Consider the following 25,014-nt stretch of genomic DNA (forward strand, 5'->3'; position numbering starts at 1 on the left):
CACTGAAAACCACTCCCCCATCGCAAACTCAAGAACTTCAACTCAACTCGCCGGCGCAAGATCGACGCGCGTAGACGGCCCGTTGTCCTTCATCCCCTCCGTCCCAAAATGCGGCGGCGAGATGGTGAGCCTGCTCGCATCGACCTTCTGGCTCAGATAGTCGCGAACCGCCTGCGCACGCTGATCCGCCAACGTGCGCAAGCTCGCGTCGTCAACGGGTGCATGGAAAGCGAGCGCTCGCTTCATGTCTTCGTCGGGCAGCGTTTTCGTCAAGCCGACGAAGTTCCGCGGCTTCTTGAAATCCGCGTCCTTATACACCTGCGTCAGATAACGATGGTATTCGTCCGCGCTAAGCGTGACGGTGGACGGATCGATCGTTTGCCCCCCGCTCGCCATCGATTTCGCCTTCGCCTGCTTCACAAGGTTATCGACGTAAGCCGTTTTCAGTCCCGACGTATCGACGTTGGCATCGGCGCGTCCGCTCAAATCGAGCTTCACGGCCGGCTTCTCGGTCAGCAGCTTGGCCAGCGTATCGAGTTTCGATCGCGATGAGTCGGTGAGTTCCGCCGAACCCGGCGCAAACGCGATGTACTGCAGATGCTCCGCGCTCGCCGCACCGCTTCCGCCACCGCCAATCGCATTCGCCAGCAACGAGAACGGCGCCGTGACGGCCCGTTCGATCAAGTGCGTCACGGCGCTCCAAATCAAACTACCCAAGCTGAACTGCGGATTCGACAGCGACCCCGACACCGGAATGCTGACGTCGATCTTGCCGTGCGAATCTTTCAAGAGCGCAATCGCCAGCCGAACCGGCAGATGCGTTTCGGTGGTGTTGTCGACGTGATCGCCGAACGTCAGTTGATCGATCACCAAATGGTTTTGCGCGGTGAGCAGATCGTTGTCGAGCTTGTAATGCAGATCGACGTTCAAGCTCCCCTTGGTAATCGGATAGCCCGCGTACTTCAACGAGTAAGGCGTCAAGTTCTTCAGCTCGACATCGTGCGCGCTCGCCGTCAAGTCGAGCGACGGCTTGGCGGCAAGCGGATTGGCCGTGCCGCGGATCGCGATGGGTCCGTTGTTCGCCAAGCTTGCGCTGATGTCGACCGGCGCCGGCGTCGTCACGTCCGTGCCGAACGCGCCGATCGTGCCCGTGATCTCTTCGAGGTCCGCCTTGTAATTCGGTTTGACGAAGTCGTCGGTGTAGTTCACATGCCCCTGTTGCAGCAAGACCTGCCCAATGCGCGCGTGCAGCGGCGTGGAGGGCGCATTGGGCGCACTCGCTGCGACCGGCGCCGACGCCGATTCGACCTTCGCCGTATCCGTCGACGGTTTTTGCTTTCCGGCCGCCTCGCGTTGCCGAGTCAGCACGTCGTTCAAATTGAGCTTGCCTTGCGCATCGAGCAGTATCTGTCCGAAGAAGCGCGCGAACGTGATCCGCGCGATGTCGACGTTGATCCCGTGCGCGTCGTAGCGCGCATTGATGCCGCCGATGCCCAATGTGCCCCAGCCTGCGAGCGGCGCGGAATTGACGCGATCGAGCAAACGGACGTCGACGAGCGCCGCAAAGCCACGGTACGCATAGGACGGCGCGCCGTTCTTGGCGATGACGGCCTTCACCTGCCCGCGCGCATTGAGTTCGGCGCTGGCGATCTTCGCGTTGAGCTTGTCGCCGAAATACGGCTCGATCGAGGACAGGTCCAGCCGATTCGCCTCCACCGATAGCGAGGCGTCGAGCGGATCGGGCACGACGTCGCCGTTCACATTCAACGACCCCTTGCCGTTCAGCGACGCCTCCAACTTGATCGCGAGCGGACGGCTCATATCCTCGGTGACGTTACGCACATCGAGTTGAAGCGGGGCGAGATGCAGCTTCGCGGGACGCGGCGCGGCTTCGTCCGTGATGTCGGCCGCTCCGTCCTTTAGGACGAGTTCGTCGATGCGATAGCGCCAACCCGGCCGCCCTGCCTCCGACGTTTTAGCCGATGCAGATTCCACCCGCTTGGAAGGCTCGCCGGTGCGGCGCGCCGTTGCGCGCTCGTGCTCGTGCGCTACGGCGACACGGGGCGATGCCGGTGCCGATCTCGGCGGCCGGGCAAGTTCGGCCAGACTGATGCGGCCATCCTTCTCGCGCGTGCCGGCCACCGTCAGGCCGGTCGCTTCGATGCGCTCGATCTCGGCCGAACGGGCCGCCAGATCGACGCGCTTGATGGCAACGCGGCCTTGCGCGAGCGCCACGGCCGGCGTGGCGCCTTTCGCCGCACCGGGGTCCATGATCGCCAAAGACTTGAGCGTCAACTCGCCGGCCCCCACGCGCAATTGCGTGGTGGGACGCGACCAGTCCGCATCGAGCGGGAGCGATGCCCCGAGTGTGCCCGCGGTGAGGCGCGCGCCCGTCACGCCATCCAAGTAAGGCTGCACGAGCGGCAAGGCAAGGCTGTCGATCGACAATTTGGCGTCGGCTTGCTTCGCCGACAACCCGAGCGCGCCCGTCGCCGCGAGATTGCCGCCTTGCTTCAGCGCGGTCCGAATCGCATAGCGCGCCTTGGCGGTGCCAAGGGTCGAGAAGTTGTCGAGCGTCGCCGTCAGGTTCGTCAAATCGAGCGAGACCGGTCGATCGGGCACGCGGTCTTCCACGGCAATACTGCCGTCGTTCAAAGCGAAATGTTTGATCGATACATCCAGCGGAGCCGGATTGGCCGAGCCGGCCGGGCTAGCCGAGCTGGCGCCGGCGGGCGACGATGCGGCGCCGGCAACGGCGGCGGACGCCGCGGAAGCGCTCGAGGCTGCCGAAGCGGGCGCCGTGGCAGTCGAAGCCGAAGCCGAAGCCGACACTGCCGCGCTCGCGGCACCGGCAGCGGGCGAAGCCTGCGTAGCAAAGGCCCGCTCGATGCTCAAGGCGCCCGAACGTTCGCGCGTCAGATGCAGCGAAGGCTGATCGAGCCGAATCTCGTCGAACCGATAGACGCCCGCCAGCGGTTGCAGCCCCGCCGCGGCAACATGCAGCGCCTGTGCCGAGAAGAACGGCGCCTGGCGAGCGTCGACGACCTGCGCATCGGTGAGGTCGGCCGTCCCTGTTACGGTCAGCGCCGGCTTATCCGCCGACATGACGAAGCGAAGTTTGAGATCGCCGGCCAGCTTGCCGCTTTGAACCGTGAGCGGCAACTTCGTCGGCACATAGGAAAGCAGGCGCGGGATGTCGAGGTCGCTGAACGTCAGCGCCACGTCCGATTCGCGCGATTGGGCAAACGGCTTGGTCTTGCCGACGATCGCGATCGGGCTACCGTCGACATGTGCGGAAAAACGCGGATCGACAAAGATGTCGGTTTGCGACGGCAAAGTCGCGATGAACGGCACGCCGAGCGAAAGCCGATCGACGACGTGGTGCGCACCCAGCAAGCGGTCGTCGAATGCGACGCGGCCGTTTTCGACTGCGATATTCGACACCGAGAACAGCGTCGGGCCCGCTTGCGGCTGCGACGGTTTCGAGAACTTTTCGGCGATGTCGCTGAAATTGAAGCGCTGCGTGTCGTAGCGCACGACGTTGACGCTCGGAGAATCGACGCGCAGCTCGGTAACGATCGGCGCGAAGCGCAGCAAGGTCATCCACGATACGCGGACGACGAGCCGCTCGATCGAGGCGAACTCCCCGGCCGCGCCGCGCTCGCCGACGTGCACGCCATCCACTTCGAGGCGCAACGTGTAGGGATTGAGCGCGACCCGGGCAATCGTCGCGGGCCGATCGAGCGCTTTGCCCAGCTGCTGCTCGGCAACGTGCCGAATCAGCGGCGGCGCCGCGAAAAACCCAATCAACCCGTACAACGCTACGGCAATCGCCACGCCGATCGCCGTGCGGCGAGCGCCGCGCGAGCGCATCTTCTCCCTCAGGCGGCTCAGTCGGCTCGGCCCGCCGCCCGTCGGTTCGCTCGTCATCGCACCACTCCCGTCACGCTCGCTCCATCCGCAGTTACTCCGTTACTCCAATGGGTTCAGCTTAACGCCGCTGCAGCGGCGGCGGCGCCCAACTGCCGTCCGTTGCCGCCGGCAGCGGTGCATACAGCCGCATGACGAGCTGGAATGGCCCCTGCGGAGCAGGCAACCAATTCGATACTTTCGCCCGACCCGGCGATTTCCGCGAGACATAAATATCGAACGAGCCGTCGCGGTTACGCCTCATGCGGTCGTGCGAGTCGATCGTACGATGCGGCACGTGCCCCGGAACCAAGGCACCGTCCGTGGAATACGCGGTAATCGTCCAATAGGCGCGCGCGGGCGGCAGCGACTTGCGCGTGAAATGCATCACGTAGTCGTTGCTGCCGTCCAACGGCTTGCCGTCGCGGTCGACCAGCACGGTGGGGAACACCTCGTCCTGCGCGGTCGCGGCGCCGGCATGCGCGAACGTCGCAAAGGCGCGCAGTGCGTAGTCGTCGCGATACTTGCCGGCCCCGTCGCCGGTCCAGCTCCAGCCGTTGCCGGAGACGGCATTGACGGGCGGCGCCTGCACCCGCTTGACGCCATCCGCCACGCCCGATGCGATGGCGTTCGCCGACCCGTCCGGGAAATGCACCGGCTCGCCCGGCTTCACCCCGATGTCGGCGAGCTCCTTCAGCGCATGGCTATCGTCGGCCGACGGAGGATTGTCGCGCATTGCGTCCGTCAGCTTTCCAAAAAAACCATTCGCGTCGAGCCGGGTGACCGCCGCCGCATTCGCCGCCAAATCGGTCGGCGCCTGCGCAACGGTTTCTTGCGGATCGTCGCCATGACCGCGCGCGGCCACATGCTCACGCTTGCCGTGCTTCCCGCGAGCGGCATGTCGGTCGTGCTCGTCCGCCACATAAGCGGAAAGCGGCGCGACCCGTACCTCGCCGAGCAGGCGGTGGGCCAGCGACATCTCGCGCTCATCCAACGCCGCAATACGCACGCCAAGCCACAGATTCTTGCTCGGCGCCTCGACACGCTCCACGCCGGACGGCAATTCGCCGTCCCAACCCGGCGGGACGAGCGCAATCGTCTGCGGTTTCGGGGCGCCCGTGTGGGCGTTCGCGTTCGATCCCGTCGACCAGACGACGTTCGTCCACATATCTAGGACGCGCGCGTCGAGGAAGCGCCCGCGCGTGTTCGGCACCGAGACGATCACGGGTTCTTGCGACAAATCGAGCCATGCGTTGGCGGACAAGGTGTCTACGTCGGCCAGCGGCGGCACTTGATCGCCCGCGGCTTGCGTCGTCGGCATGAGGCGAAGCGTGTTGACTGCCGCGCCGGAATCGGTACCGGCGGCGGCCAGTGCCTCGGCACGCGCCGTCGACATCACGACGAGCGGATAGCCGAACACGTAGGAATCGACGACTTCGTCCTGCGTCCATCCGCTCGCGTTCGCCGGCGGCGACGCTTTTTGCGGTGCGGCGCATCCCGCGAAGACGAGGGCGGCGACGCACGCCATCCAAGAACGAGCCCCCACGGGCAGCATTGGTTTTCGAATTTTTGTTGTCATGTGTATGTTCTGTTAACTAGGCATTCGGCGGCCTGAGGCGGCTCACGTCGATGAGTCGCCCTGGTCTCCACCTTCAGCGTTGTGTGCGCCCGATCCGGCCGGGATCTCGCGCGACGTCGATTCTGCGACGAATCGCGAAAGCGTTTTATCGTATCCTCGTCAACGAAGCAAGAAGCGGCCCGAATGGGAGCATAAAACGTCGATCGGATGCCATCTGGCCCATCGCTCGGCCTGCGTTGCGCCAATCCCACAGTCTATCGAACGATCCTTGCGAATCCCCATCGGCGCATACGCAACCGACTCGGCGTGACCCCTTGACCTTCCCATCATGGGAAGGATCATCGTGTCTTCATTGCGGCGACTTGCCGCCCGTATGCGAGTCTCAGCCACCATGACCGACTTAGCCTCCCCTCCCACCGGCGTCGACGGATCGACAGCCGAACTCGATATCGAAGGCATGACCTGCGCGTCGTGCGCCGCGCGCGTCGAGAAGGCGCTCGCGCGCGTGCCTGGCGTCACCGGCGCCTCCGTCAACCTCGCCACCGAACGCGCCACGGTGCACGCCGCCGCTGCGCTGGCAGCCGGCGACGTGCAACAGCTCGTCGACGCCGTCGTCGGCGCGGGGTATCAAGCGCGGCCGGTGCGCAGCGAGCAAGCAGCGTCCGGCAGCAACGCGGCCGCGGCGGAGAAGGCCGACGACAGCCGCGCGCGGCAAGCCCGGCGCGAACTCGCCGCAGTTGCGCTATCGGCCGTGCTCAGCGCCCCGCTGTTACTGCCGATGGTCACGGCGCCGTTCGGCGTCGAATCGGCGCTGCCCGCATGGCCGCAGCTCGTCCTGGCCACGATCGTCCAGTTCGTCTTCGGCGCGCGCTTTTACGTCAGCGCCTATCGCGCCGTTCGCGCGCGCGCGGGCAATATGGATCTGCTCGTCGCGCTCGGGACCTCGGCGGCCTACGGCCTCAGCGTCTGGCAAACGATCGTTCGCCCCGGCGACACCATGCACTTGTATTTCGAGGCTGCCGCCGTCGTCATCACGCTCGTGCGCCTCGGTAAATGGCTGGAGGCCCGTGCCAAGCGCGAAACGACCGATGCCATTCGCGCATTGGCTGCGCTGCGGCCCGAGCGTGCGCGCGTCAAGGACGCCTCCGGCAACGAACGCGACGTGCCGCTTGCGGATGTGCGCGTGGGGATGATCGTCATCGTCAGGCCGGGCGAACGGATGCCGGTCGACGGCCTCGTCAGCGCGGGGCGAACCCATGTGGACGAATCGCTCATTACCGGGGAAAGCCTGCCCGTGGCGAAGGGGCCCGGCGAGCGCGTCACTGCCGGCTCGGTCAACGGCGAGGGCACGCTCGACGTGACGACGACCGCCACCGGCGCCGAGACGACGCTCGCTCGCATCATTCGGCTCGTCGAAAGCGCGCAAGCGGACAAAGCGCCGATCCAGCGGCTCGTCGATCGCGTCAGCGCCGTCTTTGTGCCAGCCATCCTCGTCATCGCGGCCGCCACGTTCGGGCTGTGGCTCTTTGCCGGCGCACCGGTGCAGACCGCGATTCTCGATGCGGTGTCGGTGCTCGTCATCGCCTGCCCTTGCGCGCTCGGGCTCGCGACGCCGGCCGCGATCATGGCGGGCACGGGTGTTGCCGCGCGTCGCGGCGTATTGATCAAAGACGCCGAAGCGCTCGAACTCGCGCAGCGCGTTTCCGTCGTCGCCTTCGATAAAACCGGCACGCTGACGACCGGCAAACCCCAACTCGTGGCCTTCGAGACGTTCGACATCGAACGCGACGCGGGACTCGCACTCGCGGCCGCGGTGGAGCGCAACAGCGATCACCCACTCGCGCGCGCACTGTTGGCCGAATACGAAGCGCGGGCGTCGGGGGGTACGGCGCTCAGTGCCCAATCGGCCGACCAAGCGCAGCGGTATGCGAATCTGCCCGCCGCCACGCACGCGCAAGCGGTGGCCGGGCGTGGCATGCAAGCTCAGATCGACGGACGCACCGTGTTCGTCGGCAATGGCCGCTGGCTCGCCGAATTAGGCGCCGAACCGCCGCCGCAAGCGCAGGCGCGCGCCGCGCAACTGGAAGCGCAAGGCAATACCGTCTCCTGGCTCGTGCGCTCGGGCCCCGAGCCTGCCGCAGCCGAAACGCTCGCGCTGATCGCCTTCGGCGACAGCGTCAAGCCGACGGCGCGCGCGGCCATCGAGCAGCTAGCCGCGCGCGGCGTGAAAAGCGTGCTGGTGACTGGCGACAACCCCGGCGCGGCGGCCAGCGTTGCGCATGCGCTCGGCATAGAGGAGGTTTATGCGCAGGTGTTGCCGGCCGACAAGGCGGATATCGTCGCCCAGCTCAAAGCGCGCACGGGACAGGTCGTCGCCATGGCCGGCGACGGCATCAACGATGCGCCCGCGCTTGCCGCGGCCGATATCGGCATTGCTCTTGCGACGGGCACGGACGTGGCGATGCATGCGGCGGGCGTCACGCTGATGCGCGGCGATCCGGCGCTCGTGGCCGACGCGATCGATATCTCCCGTCGTACGTATCGGAAGATCCAACAGAACTTGTTTTGGGCGTTCGTCTACAACTTGATCGGCATTCCGCTGGCTGCGTTCGGGCTGCTCAACCCGATGCTTGCCGGTGCGGCAATGGCGTTTTCGAGCGTCAGCGTCGTCACGAACGCGCTGCTGCTCAAGCGGTGGAAAGGCGTCGATAGACAGTAACGAGGGACTGGGGCGCCGCGCCCCATCGCGGGCGCGGCAACCGACGAGCGCCAGACAAGCGCCCAGGGAACATCAACGCGTGGCGAGCTTGGCTTTCTCTTTGTCCTTCGGGTGCCGCGCGTGCACGAGCTTCACGCGTTTGGCCGGCCGCGGGGAAAGGTGCGCTTCGAACGGCGTGTCGAGGACGGACCCCGTCAGGGCCGACGAGGCCATGCGCGCAGCCAAAGCCGACGTGCTGCTCGCCAACCCGGTCAATGCGGCCTGCTGGTCGTTCAAGGTCGATTGGGTTTGCTGCTGCGCGGCTTGCGCGCGATGGGCGAAGCCGATTAACGCTACGGTTTGAGCGACCGATACGGCAAACAGCAGCACCAGGCCGGCCAGCCCAAGAGCCAGCCAATGGCGCGTACGCCGCCAGCGTTCTTGCGCCGCCGATCGTTCTTGCAAGAGTGCTTCTTGCAGCGATGCGACGGTTTGGGCCAGGTCCGGCGGCGGGGCGGCAACCTTCTCAGCGGCAGTCTTCTCCGCAGCAGCCTTCTCGGCGACAACCTTCTCGGCGACAACCTTCTCTGCAGCAGCCTTCTCTGCAGCAGTCTTCTCGGCAGCAGCCTTCTCGGCGACAGCCTTCTCGGCAGCAGCCTTCTCAGCAGCAGCCTTCTCGACAGCAGCCTTCTCGGCAGCCACCGCCTCTTCCACGGCAACCGGGCTGGCGAGTTCGAGGCCCGTCGCCGTTTCGGCTTCGGCAACGGCCGGCATCCCGGTCAGATCTAATTCAGCGCCCGCATTCGGCTGCTCGGTCACTGCCGGCTTGCTGCGGGCACGGCCGATCGAGGCCGCCGCAGGTGCGGATGCTGGTTCGATCCCCCCTACCGTACCTTCGCTGGCGATCAACGCCTCAGCGGCGTCGGCCGGCCGCTCGAAGCCGAGCAGCGTGCCTTGGCGCGGATCGATGGCCACGAAGTGAGCGGTGGCGTCGATGTCCTGCACCATTGGAGATTCGGGCTCGACCGCCACTCGAGCGGGCCGGCGAACGTCGTCCGACGAAGCGGCTCTGGCGCGGCGCTTGGCGCGCAAAGCGCCTCGGGAACGGGGAGAAGATACTGCTGGATCTGCCATAGCGTAGTGGGAGCCGCTGCGACGATGCGCGGCTCGTTGGTATCGTGGTGAATCGAAGCGTGCTGCAAACCCGGCATTGTCTCATGATCGGTCCGCGCTGCGGCCGCCCAACAGGTGCCCTAGCGCTTGCACTGCCTTCGCCGAGATGCCTCTCGCGGCGGCTTTGCTTTATCCTTTGCGCTTCGCGCAGCGCCATCGAGGCACGCGCCGTTTCGTCGTCTAGCCAAAGCGCACCATGTCCAACTCGATCGACCGTACGATCGCGGCCGAGGCCGCAGCCCTCCGCGCCCACTACGCGCAAACCGTCCTGCCGATCTGGCACGGCCCGGGGTTCAATAGCGCGTCGCAATTACCGTACGAGGCCGTCGGGGCGGACGATCACGCGCCGCTGCCCGTCCTGCGCTACCGAGCGATGGCCTGCGCGCGACAATTGTTCGTGTTTTCGCTGGCGGGCGACGCCGCACATGCCGAGCAACTCTTTCACGCGATGCGGCGGCATTTCCACGACGCCCGGCATGGCGGATGGATTTACAGCATCGACGCGCAAGGCGCGCCGCTCGACACGACGAAGGACCTGTATACCCACGCGTTCGTCATCTTCGCGTGCGCCCACTACGCAGCGGCCACGGGCGATCGCGACGCCTTGCGCGTCATCGACGAAACGACCGCGCTCGTGCAGGCGCGTTTTGCGGCGCCCGGCGCGCTGCTGCATGCGGCGCTAACCGCCGACTTCTCGGCACCGCGCCTCGGCCCATTGCAAAACCCGCTGATGCACTTGACCGAAGCCTATCTCGCCGCCTTCGAAACGACGGGCGAGCCGGCCTACGAGTCGGCACTCGCGCAATTGGCCAATGCGGTGGCGCAGCACTTCGTCCATACGCCGACGGGCGCGATTGCGGAGCTGCCGATCGGCAGCGACGACAACCGGCTTGAACCGGGACATCAATTCGAGTGGTTCTATCTTGTGAAGCGGGCGGGACCGGTTGTCGCGGCATCGGGGCTCGACGAACACCTAACGCGCGCCTTCGATTTCGCGCAACGGCACGGGATCGATCCCGCGACGGGCGGTGTGTGCGCTGCGCTCGACGAAGCGGGCGCCGTCAAAGACGCCACCCAGCGGATTTGGGCGCAAACGGAATATTTGCGTGCGCTGGCGACGCGGGGCCGTGCGCAGGATTGGGAGACGTTGGCGTTGCAGATTCCGCGCTTCCAAGCGCGTTTTCTACATGCGCGAGGCTGGTACGAATGCTTGACGCCGGCGGGTAAGGTCGCGCGGGCGGACATGCCGTCGACGACGCCGTATCACCTAGCGACCGCCTACGCGGCCCTGCCTACCTGAGCGATCGACGCGGCGGCACACCGCCGGCCGATCGGCAATCCGATCAGTACGCGAGCATCGGCTCGCTCGCCGCGGCGTGAGCCGCCGCTGCGAAGCGCGCGTCGCCGAGCACGGCCGACGAAATCTCGAACACCGACACCGCTTCCTTGAGCTGACGCGTCTGATCGTGCAGCGAGGAAGCGGCCGCCGCGGCCTCTTCGACGAGCGCCGCGTTTTGCTGCGTCATGCGGTCCATCTGCACGACGGCTTGGTTGACTTGCTCGATGCCCGTGCTCTGCTCGTGCGACGACGCGCTGATTTCCGACATCACTTGCGCGACGCGCGAAATCGACGTCGACACCTTGTGCATCGCCTCGCCGGCACGCTCGACGAGTTCCGAGCCGCCTTCGATCTGCGCCACGGATTCGCCGATCAGTGCCTTGATTTCTTTGGCCGACTGCGCACTGCGCTGCGCCAAGCCACGCACCTCGCCGGCCACGACCGCAAAGCCGCGGCCCTGCTCGCCGGCGCGCGCCGCCTCGACGGCCGCATTCAATGCCAGGATGTTCGTCTGAAACGCGATGCCGTCGATGACACTGATGATTTCGGCAATCCGGTCGGAGCTTTGCGCAATCCCGCGCATCTTGTCGACCACGCTATCGACCACACCCGCGCCTTCGGATGTCGAGCGCAGCGCGTCGTCGGCCAGCGCATGGGCTTCGCGCGCATGCTCGGCGTTCTGACGCACGGTGGCGGTCAACTCCTCCATGCTCGACGCCGTCTCCTCGAGCGAAGCCGCTTGATTTTCGGTGCGAGCGGAAAGGTCTGCATTGCCCGTTGCAATTTCGTCGGCACCCGTATGGATCGAGTCGGCGGCATCGCGCACGGTCTTCACCGTTTGGGCCACGCTGGCCTGCATCTGAGCCAGGCCCTCGAAGAGGCGGCCGATTTCGTTCGTCCCGCGCGACGCGATCGGCTCGACCAGCTTGCCGCGCGCGATGCGCTCGAAATGACGCCCTGCTTCCTCCAACGGCGCGACGACGCCGCGCTTGAGCGCCGCATAAACGGCCGCCGTACCGGCGAGCAACGCGGCGAGGATCGCGATGCTCACGCCTTGGAACATCGTGAGGCGCGAATCGATCGAATCGAGCGACGCGCGGCTTTGCGCATCGCCGAATTGCGTGAAGGCGTGCTGCTCGTTCAGGAAGGCATCTTGCATCGACTGGGTCGGCTGATCCATGAAGGCCTTCACGTTGTTCGCGTCGAGATACTGAGCGAGTTCGCCGAGCGCCGCATGCAGCGTCTGATACTTCTCGGCCAAGGCTTGCGCGTGGGCGCGGTTCTCGTCGCTCGTCTTCGGCGCATCGGTGAACCGAGCGAACGACTTGTCGGCCAGCGCGAGCTGATCGCGGGCATGTTGAACGATCTCGGTGGGCTCCGCCCCGCCGCCGACCATCCGGGTCCCGGCGCGCGACAGATTGATCCGGGCGTCCATCAGGTGCTGCGTCGTTTCGTTGACCGCGTTGACTTGGGTAAGCGCAACGTTCGAGAGGTCGCCCACGTCTTGGTGCGTGCTCGTCAGGAACCAGAAACCGATCCCGCCCGTCACGAGCTGCAACAGGCAGAAAGCGGCCAACACGACTAACAGGCCGGAAGCGAGCTTGATCTTGCTGAACATCTAAACATCCGAAAGAAAAACGAAAGGAAGCCGATACGGCACTACTTAGGGTTTACGGCAGTTTTAACGTTTGCTTGAGGGTTAACGCCGAATCTCGGTGCGACGGAACAACGCGGTCGCGGGCAATCGTCTTTAATGAAGGAAACGCCTACTCGCTTGCTTGACGCGATGGGCTCGGCCTTCCTAGAGTGGAACGCGACACGGCACGGGGCCTTGCCCCGAAGGGGCACGGCATGACGGATTTCTTCGATCTCGCGCGCGGCGCGCTGCACGCGCAACCGTTCAGCATGCTGCTCGGCACGGAACTCGTGCAGATCGGCGAGCGCGAGGTAACGCTGAGGCTACCGATCCGAGACGAGTTGCGTCAGCAACAGGGCTTCGTGCATGGCGGGGTCACGAGTTATCTGGCCGATAACGCGCTGACATTCGCCGGTGCGCTGGCATTGGGGCCGCGCGTAGTGACGGGCGAGTACAAGATCAATTACTTGCGGCCGGCCGTGCGCGGCACGCTGCTCGCGCGCGCCGAACTCATTTATGCGGGCCGCGGGCACGCGATCTGCCAGTGCCGCGTTTATGTCGTCGACGGCGAGAAGGAAACGCTGGTGGCGCTCGCGCAAGGGACGATCAATCGGGTCGGCGACGGCCCCAACGCTTCCCAGCCGCACACGGAGCCGGCGCCGCATGGCGAAGAGCGAGCTTGAGGCTCGCGCAAGAATCGCCCGGCTTGCGCCAGCTGGACGCTCCAAACTCAGAGCAAGTATTCCGCACCCGGCAGCGGACGGCCTTTGAACAATTCGGCCCAATTCTCGGCCGACATCACGGCGAGTTGCACAAAGCTGTTCGCGGGTGCGTAGTGCACGAAAAGGCTCTCGAGCACGCGGCCCAACGCGCTCACCGAGCAATCGTCGAGTATGGCTTCCGATACCGCTAACCGAATGCGCAAACCGCGCACGAGCGCCGGCTGCGGCTCCATCACGATCCATTCGAGCGCGGATTCCCGTGCCAGGGACTTCAAGCCCTCGATATGCCGCGCGCCGGCCGAACGGGACGGCGCATGCGCCGCCAAAAGCTGCTTGAACGCAGGCAAGCCGGTTTGACAAATATTCAGCGCCCCGGCCGAGAGCATGGCCACCATGTCCCACAGCTCATTGTGTGCATATGATCGAGCGATGCTTTCCGTCGGCGTGAACAACAACGAAGCACGGCCGGTGAGGGCCTCGTCGGCGTGGGAGAAATCGCCCTGCGCATCGCCGATTTTCAAGGTCGCGGGCAAGCTGCCGTTCGTACAATGCAGGCTCATGTCGATTTGCTTGCCCGTCGCTTCCACAATCCGTCCGGCGGAATCGACGAGCGAGAGCAGCATGTCTTGCCCCGGCAGAAACTCCCCTAGCCGGCCATCTCTTTCCGCAAGCCAAAACACTGCGGAGTCTTGCTGCGCCGTGTGACGAAAGAGCGATTCGTAACGCTCGATCCGTTTGACGAGCGCCCCCTTCGCGCCGTCTTGCATCAATCGCACATCGTCGACGCGATAAACCGACGTCTTGGCAGAGGTCAATGTGCCCGGGACGATCGGAAACACCGGCAGCGGCGTGCCTTCCAAGGCAATCGGCTCGGCCTCGGAGGGGAACAAATTGATGACGGGCGTGCAGAACAGCTTGAAGTTGGCCGCGGTCAGCCTTTGCAAACGTTGACCGGGGCGGGAATCGCGATGGACATCTAGAATCGGCAAATGCAACGTCACCCGGCTGCAAGGGCCAGCGGTACGCGTCAACGCAGAAAGATCGACATCGACGAAATCGAACTTTTGCGGGAACGAAAAGTATTCGAGCAAGACTCGAAACTGCGAGGGAATTTCATCGCGTGGTTCGATCAAGGCTTCGTCGAGATCGAAACCGGGTGCCGACAGCGGTACGGCATCCAATGCGATCCAAGCCCCGCTCTCGCCGGCTTCGACAAATGCAGTCGAGGCGCGTAGCAAAAGCGTATCGATCGTCGACGCCGCGGTGCGACGATCGCCGTCGATGAACACGCGCACGTGCTTCGGCATGCTGGCATCGAACAACGCTTTTGCGTCGGCCGTGGTGAAGGTGATGGACAGAATGCCTGTCGTGTTTTCTTTCAGACGGATCTTAGTGGGCGCGGATGTGGCGGGCGCATAGCGCGCGTCGGCGATCCGCAACGGCGCGAAGACGACGTCATACACCGTGAGGAACGGAAACTCGCCCGTGCGCGTCTTGAGTTCCGTGCCGCGCGGGAGCGTAAAGGGCGCCGTGAGCTTGGCGAGCCCGTCGCCGCCTTCGAATTGCGTGATCGAACACGACGGAAAAGGACGGAGAAACGCGGGATGGAAATTCTCGAGAAGCGCGGTGGGCAGCTCGGGGTAGTTATCCTCGATCCGCGCGCTGGCGCGAGCGAACTGCAATGCGGCCGATTGGAGCAGCCGCTCGACGTGCGGATCCTCGGAATGCTCGCCGGTAATGGCGAGGCGTGCCGCGGCTCGCGGGTGCCGTCGCGCGAATTCGTGGAGCGAGCGGCGCAGTCTGGCCAGTTCGCGTTCGTATTCGGGCAGGAGATCGTCTGCTGTGCTCACGCGCGCCCCGACGAGGACAAGCTCGAAATCAGTGTCGCCCCGCAGGAGGTTTTGTGGCCGTCGAAGGCTGCGGGTTTACCGGCGACGATGAAGGCGGGATCGCCCTCGGCGATCACGCAGTTTTGATGGCCATCGATGGGGCACGTGCATTGGTCGCCCTGCCGGGCGACGGGGCGGTCCATGACCGTGCTTTTGTCGGCGCCGGTGATGACCTTGCCGCCGTGGCTTGTTGCGTCGCCTACTCGGATGATGCCTCTCATATCACTTGCCCTCTTTTTTTATCACCAAGACCAGCCCTGCTGGGGGTATTTTTCGTCGAAACGACGGCCCCACCATGGCAAGTATGCGTTGTTCTCGCCGCGCGCCCGGAACCAATCGGCGTTGGGATCGATCGGTACGACTTGCTGCGGCGGGGTGACCACGACTGCTACCGGGTGCTCGGCGTCCGTTGTCCCTGCCACCAGCACGTGCTCGCCGAAGTGATTCGCGCGGCCGATCGCCAGTACTACGTCGGTCAGCGCCGTGCCCGCCCCCATCTCGCCGAGCAGCCCCGGCGTGTTGAAGGTCTGCTTCTGGAAGTCGAACGCCGGCAGCATCTCGGTCAGCGTGCGGCCCAGCGAGCCGATCCGCGACGATGCGGCGTCGCTGCCCTTGCCTGCATCGTGGATTACGTAGTTCAGATCCGTGACCGGCACGTTCGCATTTTGCGCAGCAGCGGCAATCGTTGCCTTCCATGCCTCGACGGCGCGCGTCGTTCCTGCCTTCGCCTCGTAGGCGTGCATGTTACCCGTCGCGGCCCGTCCGATCCAGGCTAACGGCGCGCGGTCGGTCTTAAAGTTCGGTCCGACGAGGAACAGCAGCACCATGTTTTCGTTGATCTGGCCGTCCTTCGGCGGAAAGCTCGGGGCATCCCAGTTCATCACCCATACACTTTTGTCTGGGTTTGCCTGCAGATAATCGAGCGCCGCGTTCAGCGACGTGAAGCCTGCGTTGGGACCGCCGGGTGTCACGTGCACGTCGGGCGGGGTGTCCTTGCTCCACAAGTCCTTGGACCAGACGTTGCCGATGTTGAACTCGGAAATGATCTCTTTCCGCACGTATTCTCGCGCTTCCGTAGTATCGAGGCGGTCGGCTGGAATCGCGTATTCGAGGTGGATGCCAGCCAGTTCGCGCCACTGCCTTTTGTCCTGCGAGGCTACGGTATAGAAGTACTTCTGGTTCATCACGTAGCGTTCGCCGAAAATCGTAAAGATCTTGTCAATATATTTGTGATGGAAGCCTTTGAAAGTTTCCTGTCCCCTGACTCCGTTTGCAATTCCGGCTACCGACTGGAGCGTCGTAAAGCTCTTCGGATCCGTGCGCACCATATCGTCGTTGCGATTCGGTTTAACGAGCCCCATTGTCCATAGAATTTGCCACTCAGTTGGATAGTCGCGCCGCTGCAGCGGATTCAGCCATTCCAGTCCCACCACCTGCGCGACGAACGGCTTGCTCGTCGCGGGGGCTGCGGCTTCTGCCGATGCACTCCCGCGAGGAGTGGCCGGCTGTGCACGCTCCGGCGCACACGCCGTCAACAGCAGAAGCACGGCAAAAGCCAGCAGGGCCGGCGGCATCACCAGTCGTTTCATCAATTCGATTCGTTAGTTACCAAGACCAACCTTGCTGCGGGTATTTCTCGTCATAGCGACGGCCCCACCACGGCAGGTAAGCGTTGTTCTCGCCGCGGGCCCGGAACCAATCGGCGTTGTGATCGATCGGCACGACTTGCTGCGGCGGAGTGACCACGACCGCTACCGGGTGCTCGGTGTCCGTCGTGCCTGCTACCAGCACGTGCTCGCCCAAGTGATTCGCGCGACCGATCGCCAATACCACGTCGGTCAGTGCCGTGCCCGCGCCCATCTCGCCAAGCAGACCCGGTGTGTTGAAGGTCTGCTTGTGGAAGTCGAACTCCGGCAGCGTCTCCGTCAACGTACGGCCCAGGGTGCCAATGCGCGACCACGCAGCATCGCTTCCCTTGCCTGCGTCGTGGATCACATAGTTCAGATCCGTGACCGGTACATTCGCATTTTGCGCAGCAGCGGCGATCGTTGCCTTCCATGCTTCGAGCGCGCGCGTCGTTCCGGCCTTCGCTTCGTAGTCATGCAGGTTGCTCGTAGCCGACCGACCGATCCGTGCGAGCGGGGCTCGCTCGGTCTTCATGTCCGGGCCGGCCAGGAACAACACCACCATGTTTTCATTGATTTCGCTATCCTTCGGCGGGTAACTCGGTGCGTCCCAGTTCATCACCCATACGCTCTTGGCTGGGTTGGCCTGAAGGTAGTCGAGTGCCGCGTTCAGCGAGGTAAAGCCGGCGTTGGGACCGCCAGGCGTCACATGAACGTCGGGCGGAGTGTCCTTGCTCCACAGATCCTTGAACGACGAGTTACCGATGCAGAATTCGCGGATCATCGCGGCGAGCAGATAGTCGCGCGCACTCGTAGGATCCAGTCGCTCGGCGGGAATGGCAAACTCGACACGGATGCCAGCCAGCTCGCGCCACTGTGTTTTGTCCTGCGCCGCTACGGTGTAGAAGTATTTCGGGTTCATCACATACCGATCGCCGAACAGCAGCATAAGCTGCTTGACGTACTTCTTGAAAAAGTTTTCGAAGGTGTCTGCACCATTACGTCCGTCTGAGACTGCCGCGACCGCCTGAAGCGTCGTGAAGCTCTTCGGGTCCGTCCGAACCATGTCATCGTTACGGTTCGGCTTAACGAGCCCCTGCGTCCAGAGGATTTGCCATTCGGTTGGGTAGTCGCGCCGCTGTAGCGGATTCAGCCATTCAAGTCCGACCACCTGCGCAACAAACGGCTTGCCCGACGCGGGCGCCGCAGCTTCTGACGATGCCGCCCCGCGTGCTGTAGCCGCCTGCGCACGCTCACGCGGACACGCTGTCAACAGCAGAAGCACGGCAAAAGCCAGCAGGGCCGGCGGCATCACCAGTCGTTTCATCAATTCGATTCGCTAGTTACCAAGACCAACCCTGCTGCGGGTATTTCTAGTCATAGCGACGGCCCCACCACGGCAGGTAAGCGTTGTTCTCGCCGCGCGCCCGGAACCAATCGGCGTTGGGGTCAATCGGCACGATCTGCTCCGGCGGAGTGACCACGACGGCTACCGGATGCTCGGCGTCCGTCGTGCCGGCCACCAGCACTTTCTCACCGAGGTGATTCGCGCGACCGATCGCCAGCACTACATCGGTCAGCGCTGTGCCTGCGCCCATCTCGCCGAGCAGTCCCGGTGTGTCGAAGGTCTGCTTCTGGAAATCGAACTCCGGCAACGTCTCCGTTAGCGTGCGGCCCAGCGTGCCAATCCGCGATGACGCGACGTCGCTGCCCTTGCCTGCGTCGTGGATCACATAGTTGAGATCCGTGACCGATACGTTCGCATTTTGCGCAGCGGCCGCAATCGTCGCCTTCCACGCCTCAACCGCTCGCGTAGTCCCGGTTTTCGCCTCGTAGTCGTGCACGTCGCCCGCCGCGGCCCGACCGATCCATGCAAGCGGCGCGCGCTCGGTCTTCATCTCCGCGCCGGCCAGGATCAGCAACACCATGTTTTCGTTAAGCTGTCCATCCTTCGGCGGGAAGCTCGGCGCGTCCCAGTTCATCACCCACACACTCTTGTGCGGGTTAGCCTGAAGGTAGTCAAGCGCCGCGTTTAGTGACGTAAAACCCGCATTGGGACCGCCCGGCGTCACGTTGACGTCTGGCGGAGTGTCCTTGCTCCACAGATCCTTGAACGAAGAGTTGCCGATGCAGAATTCGCTGATGATCCTCTGGCGCAGATAGTCGTGCGATTCCGCAGGGCCAAGGCGACCAGCTGGGACAGCAAATTCGACGCGGATGCCGGCCAGCTCACGCCATTGCCGCTTGTCCTGCGAGGCTACCGTGTAGAAATATTTTGGGTTCATTGCATACCGGTCCCCGAACAGCAGCAACAGCGAATCAACATACTTCTCGTAATAACCATCGAACGTCTCTGAGCCCCGAACGCCACTAACCAATGCCCCGATCGATTGGAGTGTTGAAAACTTTGCAGGCATAGTGCGAACCATGTCGTCGTTATGGTTCGGCTTGACGAGCCCCATCGTCCAGAGAATTTGCCATTCAGTCGGATAGTCGCGCCGCTGTAGCGGATTCAGCCATTCAAGTCCCACGACCTGCGCGACGAACGGCTTATCCGTCCCGGGAGCCGCGGCCGCTGCCGATGCACTCCCGCGAGGGGTAGCCGCTTGCGCGCGCGCTGGCGCCCACGCGGTCAATAGCAGAAATACTGCAAAGGCCAGCAGGGCCGGCAACATCACCAGTCGTTTCATCGGTTCCTTTGCAGCGTCACCAGCCGTTTCGTCGGTTCCTTGTTTACCAAGACCAGCCTTGCTGCGGATATTTCTCGTCGTAGCGACGGCCCCACCACGGCAGGTAAGCATTGTTCCCGCCGCGCGCCCGGAACCAATCGGCGTTGGGGTCAATCGGCACGATCTGCTGCGGCGGAGTGACCACGACCGCTATCGGATGCTCTGCGTCCGTCGTACCTGCTACCAGTACATGCTCGCCCAAGTGATTCGCGCGACCGATCGCCAGTACCACGTCGGTCAGTGCCGTGCCGGCGCCCATCTCGCCAAGCAGACCCGGTGTGTTGAAGGTCTGCTTGTGGAAGTCGAACTCCGGCAGCGTCTCGGTCAACGTGCGGCCCAGGGTGCCAATGCGCGACGACGCGGCATCGCTTCCCTTGCCTGCGTCGTGGATCACATAGCTCAGATCCGTGACCGGTATGTTGGCATTTTGCGCAGCAGCGGCGATCGTTGCCTTCCATGCTTCAACAGCGCGCGTCGTCCCGCCTTTCGCCTCATAGTCGTGCACGTTACCCGTCGCAGCCCGACCGATCCATGCGAGCGGCGCGCGTTCGGTCTTCATGTCCGCTCCGGCAAGGATCAGAAGCACCATGTTTTCGTTGATTTGACCGTCCTTCGGCGGGAAACTCGGTGCATCCCAGCTCATCACCCATACGCTCTTCTGTGGATTAGCCTGAAGGTAGTCGAGCGCCGCGTTCAGCGATGTGAAGCCCACGTTAGGACCACCAGGTGTCACGCGCACATCGGGTGGGATGTCCTTGCTCCAGAGATCCTTGAATGAAGAGTTGCCGATGCAGAATTCGCTATTAATCTCGTTGCGCACGTATTCCCGGGCCTCGTGGGGATCGAGGCGGCCAGCTGGGATCGCATATTCGAGGTGAATCCCAGCTAGCTCGCGCCACTGCCGCTTGTCCTCCGGCGCGACCGTGTAGAAATATTTCTTGTTCATCACGTATCGTTCCCCGAACAGCGTGAAGATCGTGTCGATGTACTTGTGGTGGTAACCCTTAAAGGTTTCCTCGCCATCGTTACCATAGGCAAGTGCCCCGATCGACTGGAGCGTAGCGAAGCTCTTGGGGTCGGTCCGCACCATGTCATCGTTGCGGTTCGGCTTCACAAGCCCCATCGTCCAGAGGATTTGCCACTCGGTCGGATAGTCGCGCCGCTGTAGTGGATTCAGCCATTCAAGTCCTACCACCTGCGCAACGAACGGCTTGACCGTCGCGGACGCCGCGCCCTCCGCCGATGAACTACTGCGCGGCACAGCAGCCTGCGCACGTACAGGGGCCAACCCCGACAACAGCAGAAACACTGCTAAGGCCAGTAGGGCCGGCAGCATGATCAATCGTTTCATCACCTCTCCAAACGTCCATCCGTCGGGCAATGCCCGGCTCGCATTTTCCGTTAGCATCCACATGACAACGGCACCCAGAATCATCGCAGCCACCGCCAATGCCATCCGACGCGGCCGTGTTTCAAGCAGCGTGCTCACGCGATCGCCCTCGCTTTTAGATAAAACTGGCCCTCACGGTGATCTTCAATACCTGCAGGCATTTTGGCTCCTTCGACGCGGTGCGCCCATTCGTACAATGGTCGGTCTGCCTTGACGCCCTTCTTATCAGGAACCTGTCCCATCACTCCATCCTTGAAGTACTGTCCGTACTTCTTAGCCGGATTGCTATCAGCCATACCGTTCCACATCCGCCAGTCGGCTTCAATACGCAACGCCTTCCAGTCACGCGCCGACAGATGACATACCCCGATCGCCACGTCGTAGGCCAACGCCTTCTCCGCGTGTTCCGAGTTGGTCATCGTGATCGAGTGATTCGTCGGATTGTTGTGCTGCCCGCCGAGCAGGATCGTGGAAATTCTGTCCTTGTGCCAAGCGCTGTAATCGGCGGATGCATTCGCGGGGCTGTCCTCGCCGACCACAGTACCATCGGCCGCTACCCAGTCAGCCGGCTTCCAGTGCAACTGCACGTCCCGGCGCGCCTCCTGCCGAAGAACCGCGTGATCCTCGTAGCGCTGTGCCGCCTCGCTGGCTTCGGTACCTTGTGCCTCCGTCGCCGCGACGGTTTCCCCGCTGCCCAGCTTGTTCGGATCTCCGTTGAATGAATCGTATGGATCGTTCGGGTTTTTCTCGGCCGCACTCTTACTCGCATTGCGTGCGGAAGACGGCGCGTCATAGCTCTCGTTGAACTCGCTCTCAACCGTCTTGCCATCAGGGCCCGTCAACGTAATCTTCTTCATTGGGCTGCCGTACTTGATCGTCTTCGGCGAAAACGGCTCGTCCAGCGCTGGCGCCTCCAACGGCACCTCCCATGTCTTGTTAGGTCCCAGTCTAGGCGGTGACGCATTAACCTGCATCTTGATCAGCAATAGCACAACCTCGAGTATGGGCGCAGCGAGAGCCGCGCCGAGTAGCCCCAGCGGCGTATGATTCCCACGACTTTCTCTCATCAACCCGTATTGCGCTACCGTTGACGCTGGATAGAAGAAGTCGTCGTCGTTCTTCCTCACCGGCGCCCGCCAGTCGTTGTCCCAGTAGTTGTACGCCTTCAGAGACGGATCGCCAACGACCCAGTTCGTCGCGAACACTCGCTGCGTGAAAATGCCTTGCCCGTTCGCGTTGCTGATTTCGTCCGCACTCATTCCGCGCCAGCCGATCCCCTGGACTGGGCTGGCCGAAATCACCTGGTCGTGTGGGCAGCAATACAACGTCACACGTCCGAACGTTTTGTTATACGGACCGTCAGCTTTCAGCCCATGGGCCTCGCGATCGGTCTCCGCCTTATACGGCTTACCGTTCGACGAAGGCTGGTTATTCTCCATCTCCAGATTGACAGCGTCGGGCGTGGGTTCGTTGGCCGCCCGTTTGCCGATGATCTGGAAAAAATTGTCCAGGGTCTTGATCCGAGAGTTGAACGTTTCTCGTCCGTGCTCTCCGTTTTGGTCGCTGTACCCGCGCTGCGTCCAAGTTTCGAGCCAGTTGTTCTTGACGACGCTATACGGCGCATTGGCCAGCACATAGGTATCGGCAACACATTCGCCCGTCTTGTTGTCGGGGTCGGTCGCAGGCTTCATGTTATGGCCAAAGAACGCCGCGGCAATCCCGACCATGTTTCCCTGGCTATGGCAAACCACGGTAATCGGCACGTCGGCCTGCTTCTCCCGGATCGAACGAATTAGGTTGGCAAGCCGCAAGGCGGCCAGAACCATGTAGGCACGTGGCGGCGTCGCGTAGATAAGACGATCCGTCCCGTTCAACGCCTGTACGCTCAAAAAACCAAATGCGCGGTCGTCGAGTCCCTTGGCCCAGAGGTCCGCCAGCGTTCCGCACCCATTCGCAAACGGACCGCCGCCCCAATAATTCTGCTCATTCAGGAAAACGTTGGCGCCGTACTGCTTCAATTCGTCCTTGCCGGCCTTATAGCCCCAACGGAAGTGGATGACCGGCGAGAATGACGGATCGTCTTTGACGTAAGTGTCCGGCAGCAGCTTAGGATTCAGATACCCATCCGGCGTCAAACCCTCCGTATATTGCACAGGCTGCATCTGCCCGCCTTCGACGCCCTTGAACATCATCTGGTCGTCGAGCCGCCCGAGCCGTCGGTTCAACCCCCGGCACAAACCTTCCTCCGCCGCGGTAAACCACTCTCCCTCGGAGTTCACGCCGTGCACAAAAATGACGACGCCGGGCAACGGCATCTGTTTCGGGCAGACGTAATGGCTATTGCTGAACAGCGTCGTGCTCTGTCCGCCGCCGACCGGGGTGCCTCGCGCTTCCGCACCGGTCGTGGCACCGCTGTTCGGCGCCGATGGATCCAGAAAGGAATCGGTCATGTTCCCTTTATCTTCCCGTTTTCAGTTCAACTGCTTTTTTTGAAGAAGTTGACGACGAACGACTCGAACTTATCGCCCTTGAGCGGCGGCAACTCGCCGTTGGCGTCGGTCTTCCCTTTGATCACTTCCCCCGAAGCCTTACGGACTTCGCCCTCGAAGCCCTTCACGGGCTGCCCATCCGACGCACGCACCAGCTTCGGCACCCGCCCCAACGGCGCGTGATCGAACTTCGGCATATCGGTACTCATGCTCGCCGGCCCGCCCCACGTATGCCCCGCCGATTTCACGGTGAAGCTACCCGGACACCCCAATTCGATATCGCCACCTTGCAGCTTCAGATATGCCCCGCCCGAGGTCACGAACACCACCTGATCGCTGGCCATGCCCGCGAGCTTGCCGCCCGCCGCCGTCATCTGAATGTTCTTCGCCGAATCGATTTGCGTATCGTTGGCCTGGCTCTGCAATAGCACCTTGCCCTGGTTCGCGACGGCCGTGACGTCATCGGCCTGTGCGAACATCGCCACGCCATGTCCCGCTTGAAGGTTGATCCGCTGGCCGCTTGTGACCTGCACGTGCTGCTGCGCCACCTGATCGATGTTCCCACCGGCATAGGTCACGTGCGTCTTCGGCGTCACATTCACCGACCCCGCCTGCGCACCGAACGCCATCACCGGCTCGCCGCCGGGCGCCTGCCAACCTTTGAGCGCACCAGCCACGGCGCTTTGCCCCGCCGTTTCCATCGCGAGCCCACCGTGCTGCCCAGCGTAGTCGCCCAGCGATTTAAACAACTCGGTACATTCGCCGAGCAATTGAATGAGTTCGTCGCGATCCAAATGGTTACCGCTCGCCTGCGCCCGCGCATAAGTCGTCAGCAAGATGCCCTGCGCCGCACGCAGCGAAGCGGCCGCGTCCGTGCGCACTTCCGCCCCTTCCCCACGCGCCTCGCCCACACCGTTAGTACGCGGATGCGTCAGAAAGCCGAGATTGACCTCGGTGGCAGCATGCGCGCTCGATAGTTGCGCACTGATCTGCCCCGGCGTGTCGTCCAGACGCATCTGGTTGTACCGCTGGCCCTTCACCTCCCGCGTCTTCACACCGGACACATAGCGGTTGCCGGGCAATGCCCCCGTGTTCGTGAACGCCGCCGGCATGTGCCGCCCGCCGTGAAAAACGCCCGCCACATAAATCTTGTCGGGGTCGCCCGATAGGAAATCGAGCACCACCTCCATGCCCTTGCGCGGCAGCCAGTTCTCCCCGAAGTTGTCTCCGGCCAGCCCTGTCATCACACGCACCCAAGCGCTGTCGTTTTGCGTACCGCTTGTCCCCGCGCCATTAGCGTGCGCATGATCCTTCGCATTGAGCCCTTGCAACTGGACTTTGATCTGTCCGTACTCGTTGCAGAACACCTCCTCGCCATCGGGCGTCACCACAAGGCCGATGATCGGATGAACCCGCGGAAGATCGACATGGGGATCGTAGGCAGGCGTGAGCGGCATCGAGCGCGGCACGCCGCTGAATGTGTTCTCGTATCGCACTTGCGTCGAATCGCCGAAGACAGTCGGGCGCCTGGGCGTATCCAACGAAACCGGCGGTGAATCGAACGACCAGCGGCTCGCCGTGAACAACGCCTGCGCTCGCTGGTGCAGGTCCTTCGGCAAATTGTTTTCGGCGCGGTGGTGCAAGTGCGTGACCGTAATACGCCGGTCGTTCTCCGACGAACCCGGCTCTCCCGCCAGCCCCGCCACCTCGATCCATTCGCCGCTTACGAGATCTCGAACCCCACTCGCACCATCGACATGCGCCGCGCGCGTACCGTGCGACTTCACGCGCGCCATGCCGATTTGATCGTAATGCGCCCACGAATCGGCGAGATGC

Annotated in this window: 15 protein-coding genes; 3 read left to right on the top strand and 12 right to left on the bottom strand. The window is 63.4% G+C overall.

The genetic code is table 11. The annotated features are described in order from the left end of the window. Nucleotides 1-42 precede the first annotated feature (42 nt). Together ACTHN9_RS07220 and ACTHN9_RS07225 are read right to left on the bottom strand one after the other, a co-directional pair. Nucleotides 43-3,930, bottom strand: a complete 3,888-nt coding sequence (locus ACTHN9_RS07220) for a DUF748 domain-containing protein (RefSeq protein WP_440536076.1) — start codon at nt 3,928-3,930, stop codon at nt 43-45. A 61-nt stretch (nt 3,931-3,991) separates the two neighbouring features. Continuing rightward, nucleotides 3,992-5,488, bottom strand: a complete 1,497-nt coding sequence (locus ACTHN9_RS07225; RefSeq protein WP_440536077.1) for a DUF1254 domain-containing protein — start codon at nt 5,486-5,488, stop codon at nt 3,992-3,994. A gap of 391 nt (nt 5,489-5,879) precedes the next feature. On the opposite strand from ACTHN9_RS07225, the gene ACTHN9_RS07230 reads away from it, so the two are divergent. Further along, complete coding sequence (locus ACTHN9_RS07230) at nt 5,880-8,207, top strand: heavy metal translocating P-type ATPase (protein WP_440536078.1); 2,328 nt, start codon at nt 5,880-5,882, stop codon at nt 8,205-8,207. A 72-nt stretch (nt 8,208-8,279) separates the two neighbouring features. Here the strand turns inward: ACTHN9_RS07230 and ACTHN9_RS07235 are convergent, their stop codons facing one another. Then, complete coding sequence (locus ACTHN9_RS07235) at nt 8,280-9,218, bottom strand: hypothetical protein (protein ID WP_440536079.1); 939 nt, start codon at nt 9,216-9,218, stop codon at nt 8,280-8,282. Between the two features lie 337 nt (nt 9,219-9,555). Between ACTHN9_RS07235 and ACTHN9_RS07240 the strand changes: the two genes are divergently transcribed. Then, nucleotides 9,556-10,659, top strand: a complete 1,104-nt coding sequence (locus ACTHN9_RS07240; RefSeq protein ID WP_440536080.1) for an AGE family epimerase/isomerase — start codon at nt 9,556-9,558, stop codon at nt 10,657-10,659. Nucleotides 10,660-10,702: 43 nt separating this feature from the next. On the opposite strand, the gene ACTHN9_RS07245 is transcribed toward ACTHN9_RS07240, so the two are convergent. After that, nucleotides 10,703-12,316 carry a methyl-accepting chemotaxis protein gene (locus tag ACTHN9_RS07245; protein WP_440536081.1) on the bottom strand — a complete coding sequence of 538 codons (1,614 nt, stop codon included), beginning with the start codon at nt 12,314-12,316 and terminating at the stop codon, nt 10,703-10,705. 233 nt (nt 12,317-12,549) lie between these two features. Here ACTHN9_RS07245 and ACTHN9_RS07250 point away from each other — a divergent pair, with 233 nt between their 5' ends. After that, nucleotides 12,550-13,017: a PaaI family thioesterase gene (locus ACTHN9_RS07250; RefSeq protein ID WP_440536082.1), complete on the top strand. Its 468-nt coding sequence runs from the start codon at nt 12,550-12,552 to the stop codon at nt 13,015-13,017. A 47-nt stretch (nt 13,018-13,064) separates the two neighbouring features. Here the strand turns inward: ACTHN9_RS07250 and tssF are convergent, their stop codons facing one another. The 8 genes from tssF to ACTHN9_RS07290 form a co-directional block, all read right to left on the bottom strand. Continuing rightward, nucleotides 13,065-14,906, bottom strand: a complete 1,842-nt coding sequence (gene tssF / locus ACTHN9_RS07255) for a type VI secretion system baseplate subunit TssF (RefSeq protein WP_440536083.1) — start codon at nt 14,904-14,906, stop codon at nt 13,065-13,067. Beyond that, complete coding sequence (locus tag ACTHN9_RS07260) at nt 14,903-15,166, bottom strand: PAAR domain-containing protein (protein WP_440536084.1); 264 nt, start codon at nt 15,164-15,166, stop codon at nt 14,903-14,905. The genes tssF and ACTHN9_RS07260 overlap by 4 nt, the downstream gene beginning before the upstream one ends. Nucleotides 15,167-15,187: 21 nt before the next feature. After that, nucleotides 15,188-16,534 carry a virulence factor gene (locus ACTHN9_RS07265; RefSeq protein WP_440536085.1) on the bottom strand — a complete coding sequence of 449 codons (1,347 nt, stop codon included), beginning with the start codon at nt 16,532-16,534 and terminating at the stop codon, nt 15,188-15,190. Nucleotides 16,535-16,550: 16 nt separating this feature from the next. After that, a complete protein-coding gene (locus ACTHN9_RS07270; RefSeq protein WP_440536086.1) occupies nt 16,551-17,897 on the bottom strand; it encodes a virulence factor in 1,347 nt (448 codons plus the stop codon). A 46-nt stretch (nt 17,898-17,943) separates the two neighbouring features. Beyond that, nucleotides 17,944-19,260, bottom strand: coding sequence for a virulence factor (locus tag ACTHN9_RS07275; RefSeq protein ID WP_440536087.1), 1,317 nt, complete (start codon nt 19,258-19,260; stop codon nt 17,944-17,946). 43 nt (nt 19,261-19,303) lie between these two features. Next, nucleotides 19,304-20,788 carry a virulence factor gene (locus ACTHN9_RS07280; RefSeq protein ID WP_440536088.1) on the bottom strand — a complete coding sequence of 495 codons (1,485 nt, stop codon included), beginning with the start codon at nt 20,786-20,788 and terminating at the stop codon, nt 19,304-19,306. Continuing rightward, on the bottom strand, nt 20,785-23,139 hold the full coding sequence (locus ACTHN9_RS07285; protein WP_440536089.1) for a T6SS effector phospholipase Tle3 domain-containing protein: 2,355 nt from the start codon (nt 23,137-23,139) through the stop codon (nt 20,785-20,787). Before ACTHN9_RS07285 ends, ACTHN9_RS07280 begins: the two co-directional genes overlap by 4 nt. 26 nt (nt 23,140-23,165) lie before the next feature. Further along, nucleotides 23,166-25,014, bottom strand: a 1,849-nt coding sequence (locus tag ACTHN9_RS07290; RefSeq protein ID WP_440536090.1) for a DUF2345 domain-containing protein, incomplete at its 5' end; no start/stop codon positions are given.

The organism is Trinickia sp., from assembly GCF_051953405.1.
Classification (GTDB): Bacteria; Pseudomonadota; Gammaproteobacteria; order Burkholderiales; family Burkholderiaceae; genus Trinickia.

What these genes read in the sequence shown, in the direction of transcription:
- ACTHN9_RS07220 (WP_440536076.1), bottom strand. Translation starts at nt 3,930, where the DNA reads ATGACGAGCGAACCGACGGGCGGCGGGCCGAGCCGACTGAGCCGCCTG.
- ACTHN9_RS07225 (WP_440536077.1), bottom strand. Translation starts at nt 5,488, where the DNA reads ATGACAACAAAAATTCGAAAACCAATGCTGCCCGTGGGGGCTCGTTCT.
- ACTHN9_RS07230 (WP_440536078.1), top strand. Translation starts at nt 5,880, where the DNA reads ATGACCGACTTAGCCTCCCCTCCCACCGGCGTCGACGGATCGACAGCC.
- ACTHN9_RS07240 (WP_440536080.1), top strand. Translation starts at nt 9,556, where the DNA reads ATGTCCAACTCGATCGACCGTACGATCGCGGCCGAGGCCGCAGCCCTC.
- ACTHN9_RS07245 (WP_440536081.1), bottom strand. Translation starts at nt 12,316, where the DNA reads ATGTTCAGCAAGATCAAGCTCGCTTCCGGCCTGTTAGTCGTGTTGGCC.
- ACTHN9_RS07250 (WP_440536082.1), top strand. Translation starts at nt 12,550, where the DNA reads ATGACGGATTTCTTCGATCTCGCGCGCGGCGCGCTGCACGCGCAACCG.
- ACTHN9_RS07260 (WP_440536084.1), bottom strand. Translation starts at nt 15,166, where the DNA reads ATGAGAGGCATCATCCGAGTAGGCGACGCAACAAGCCACGGCGGCAAG.
- ACTHN9_RS07265 (WP_440536085.1), bottom strand. Translation starts at nt 16,534, where the DNA reads ATGAAACGACTGGTGATGCCGCCGGCCCTGCTGGCTTTTGCCGTGCTT.
- ACTHN9_RS07270 (WP_440536086.1), bottom strand. Translation starts at nt 17,897, where the DNA reads ATGAAACGACTGGTGATGCCGCCGGCCCTGCTGGCTTTTGCCGTGCTT.
- ACTHN9_RS07275 (WP_440536087.1), bottom strand. Translation starts at nt 19,260, where the DNA reads ATGAAACGACTGGTGATGTTGCCGGCCCTGCTGGCCTTTGCAGTATTT.
- ACTHN9_RS07285 (WP_440536089.1), bottom strand. Translation starts at nt 23,139, where the DNA reads ATGACCGATTCCTTTCTGGATCCATCGGCGCCGAACAGCGGTGCCACG.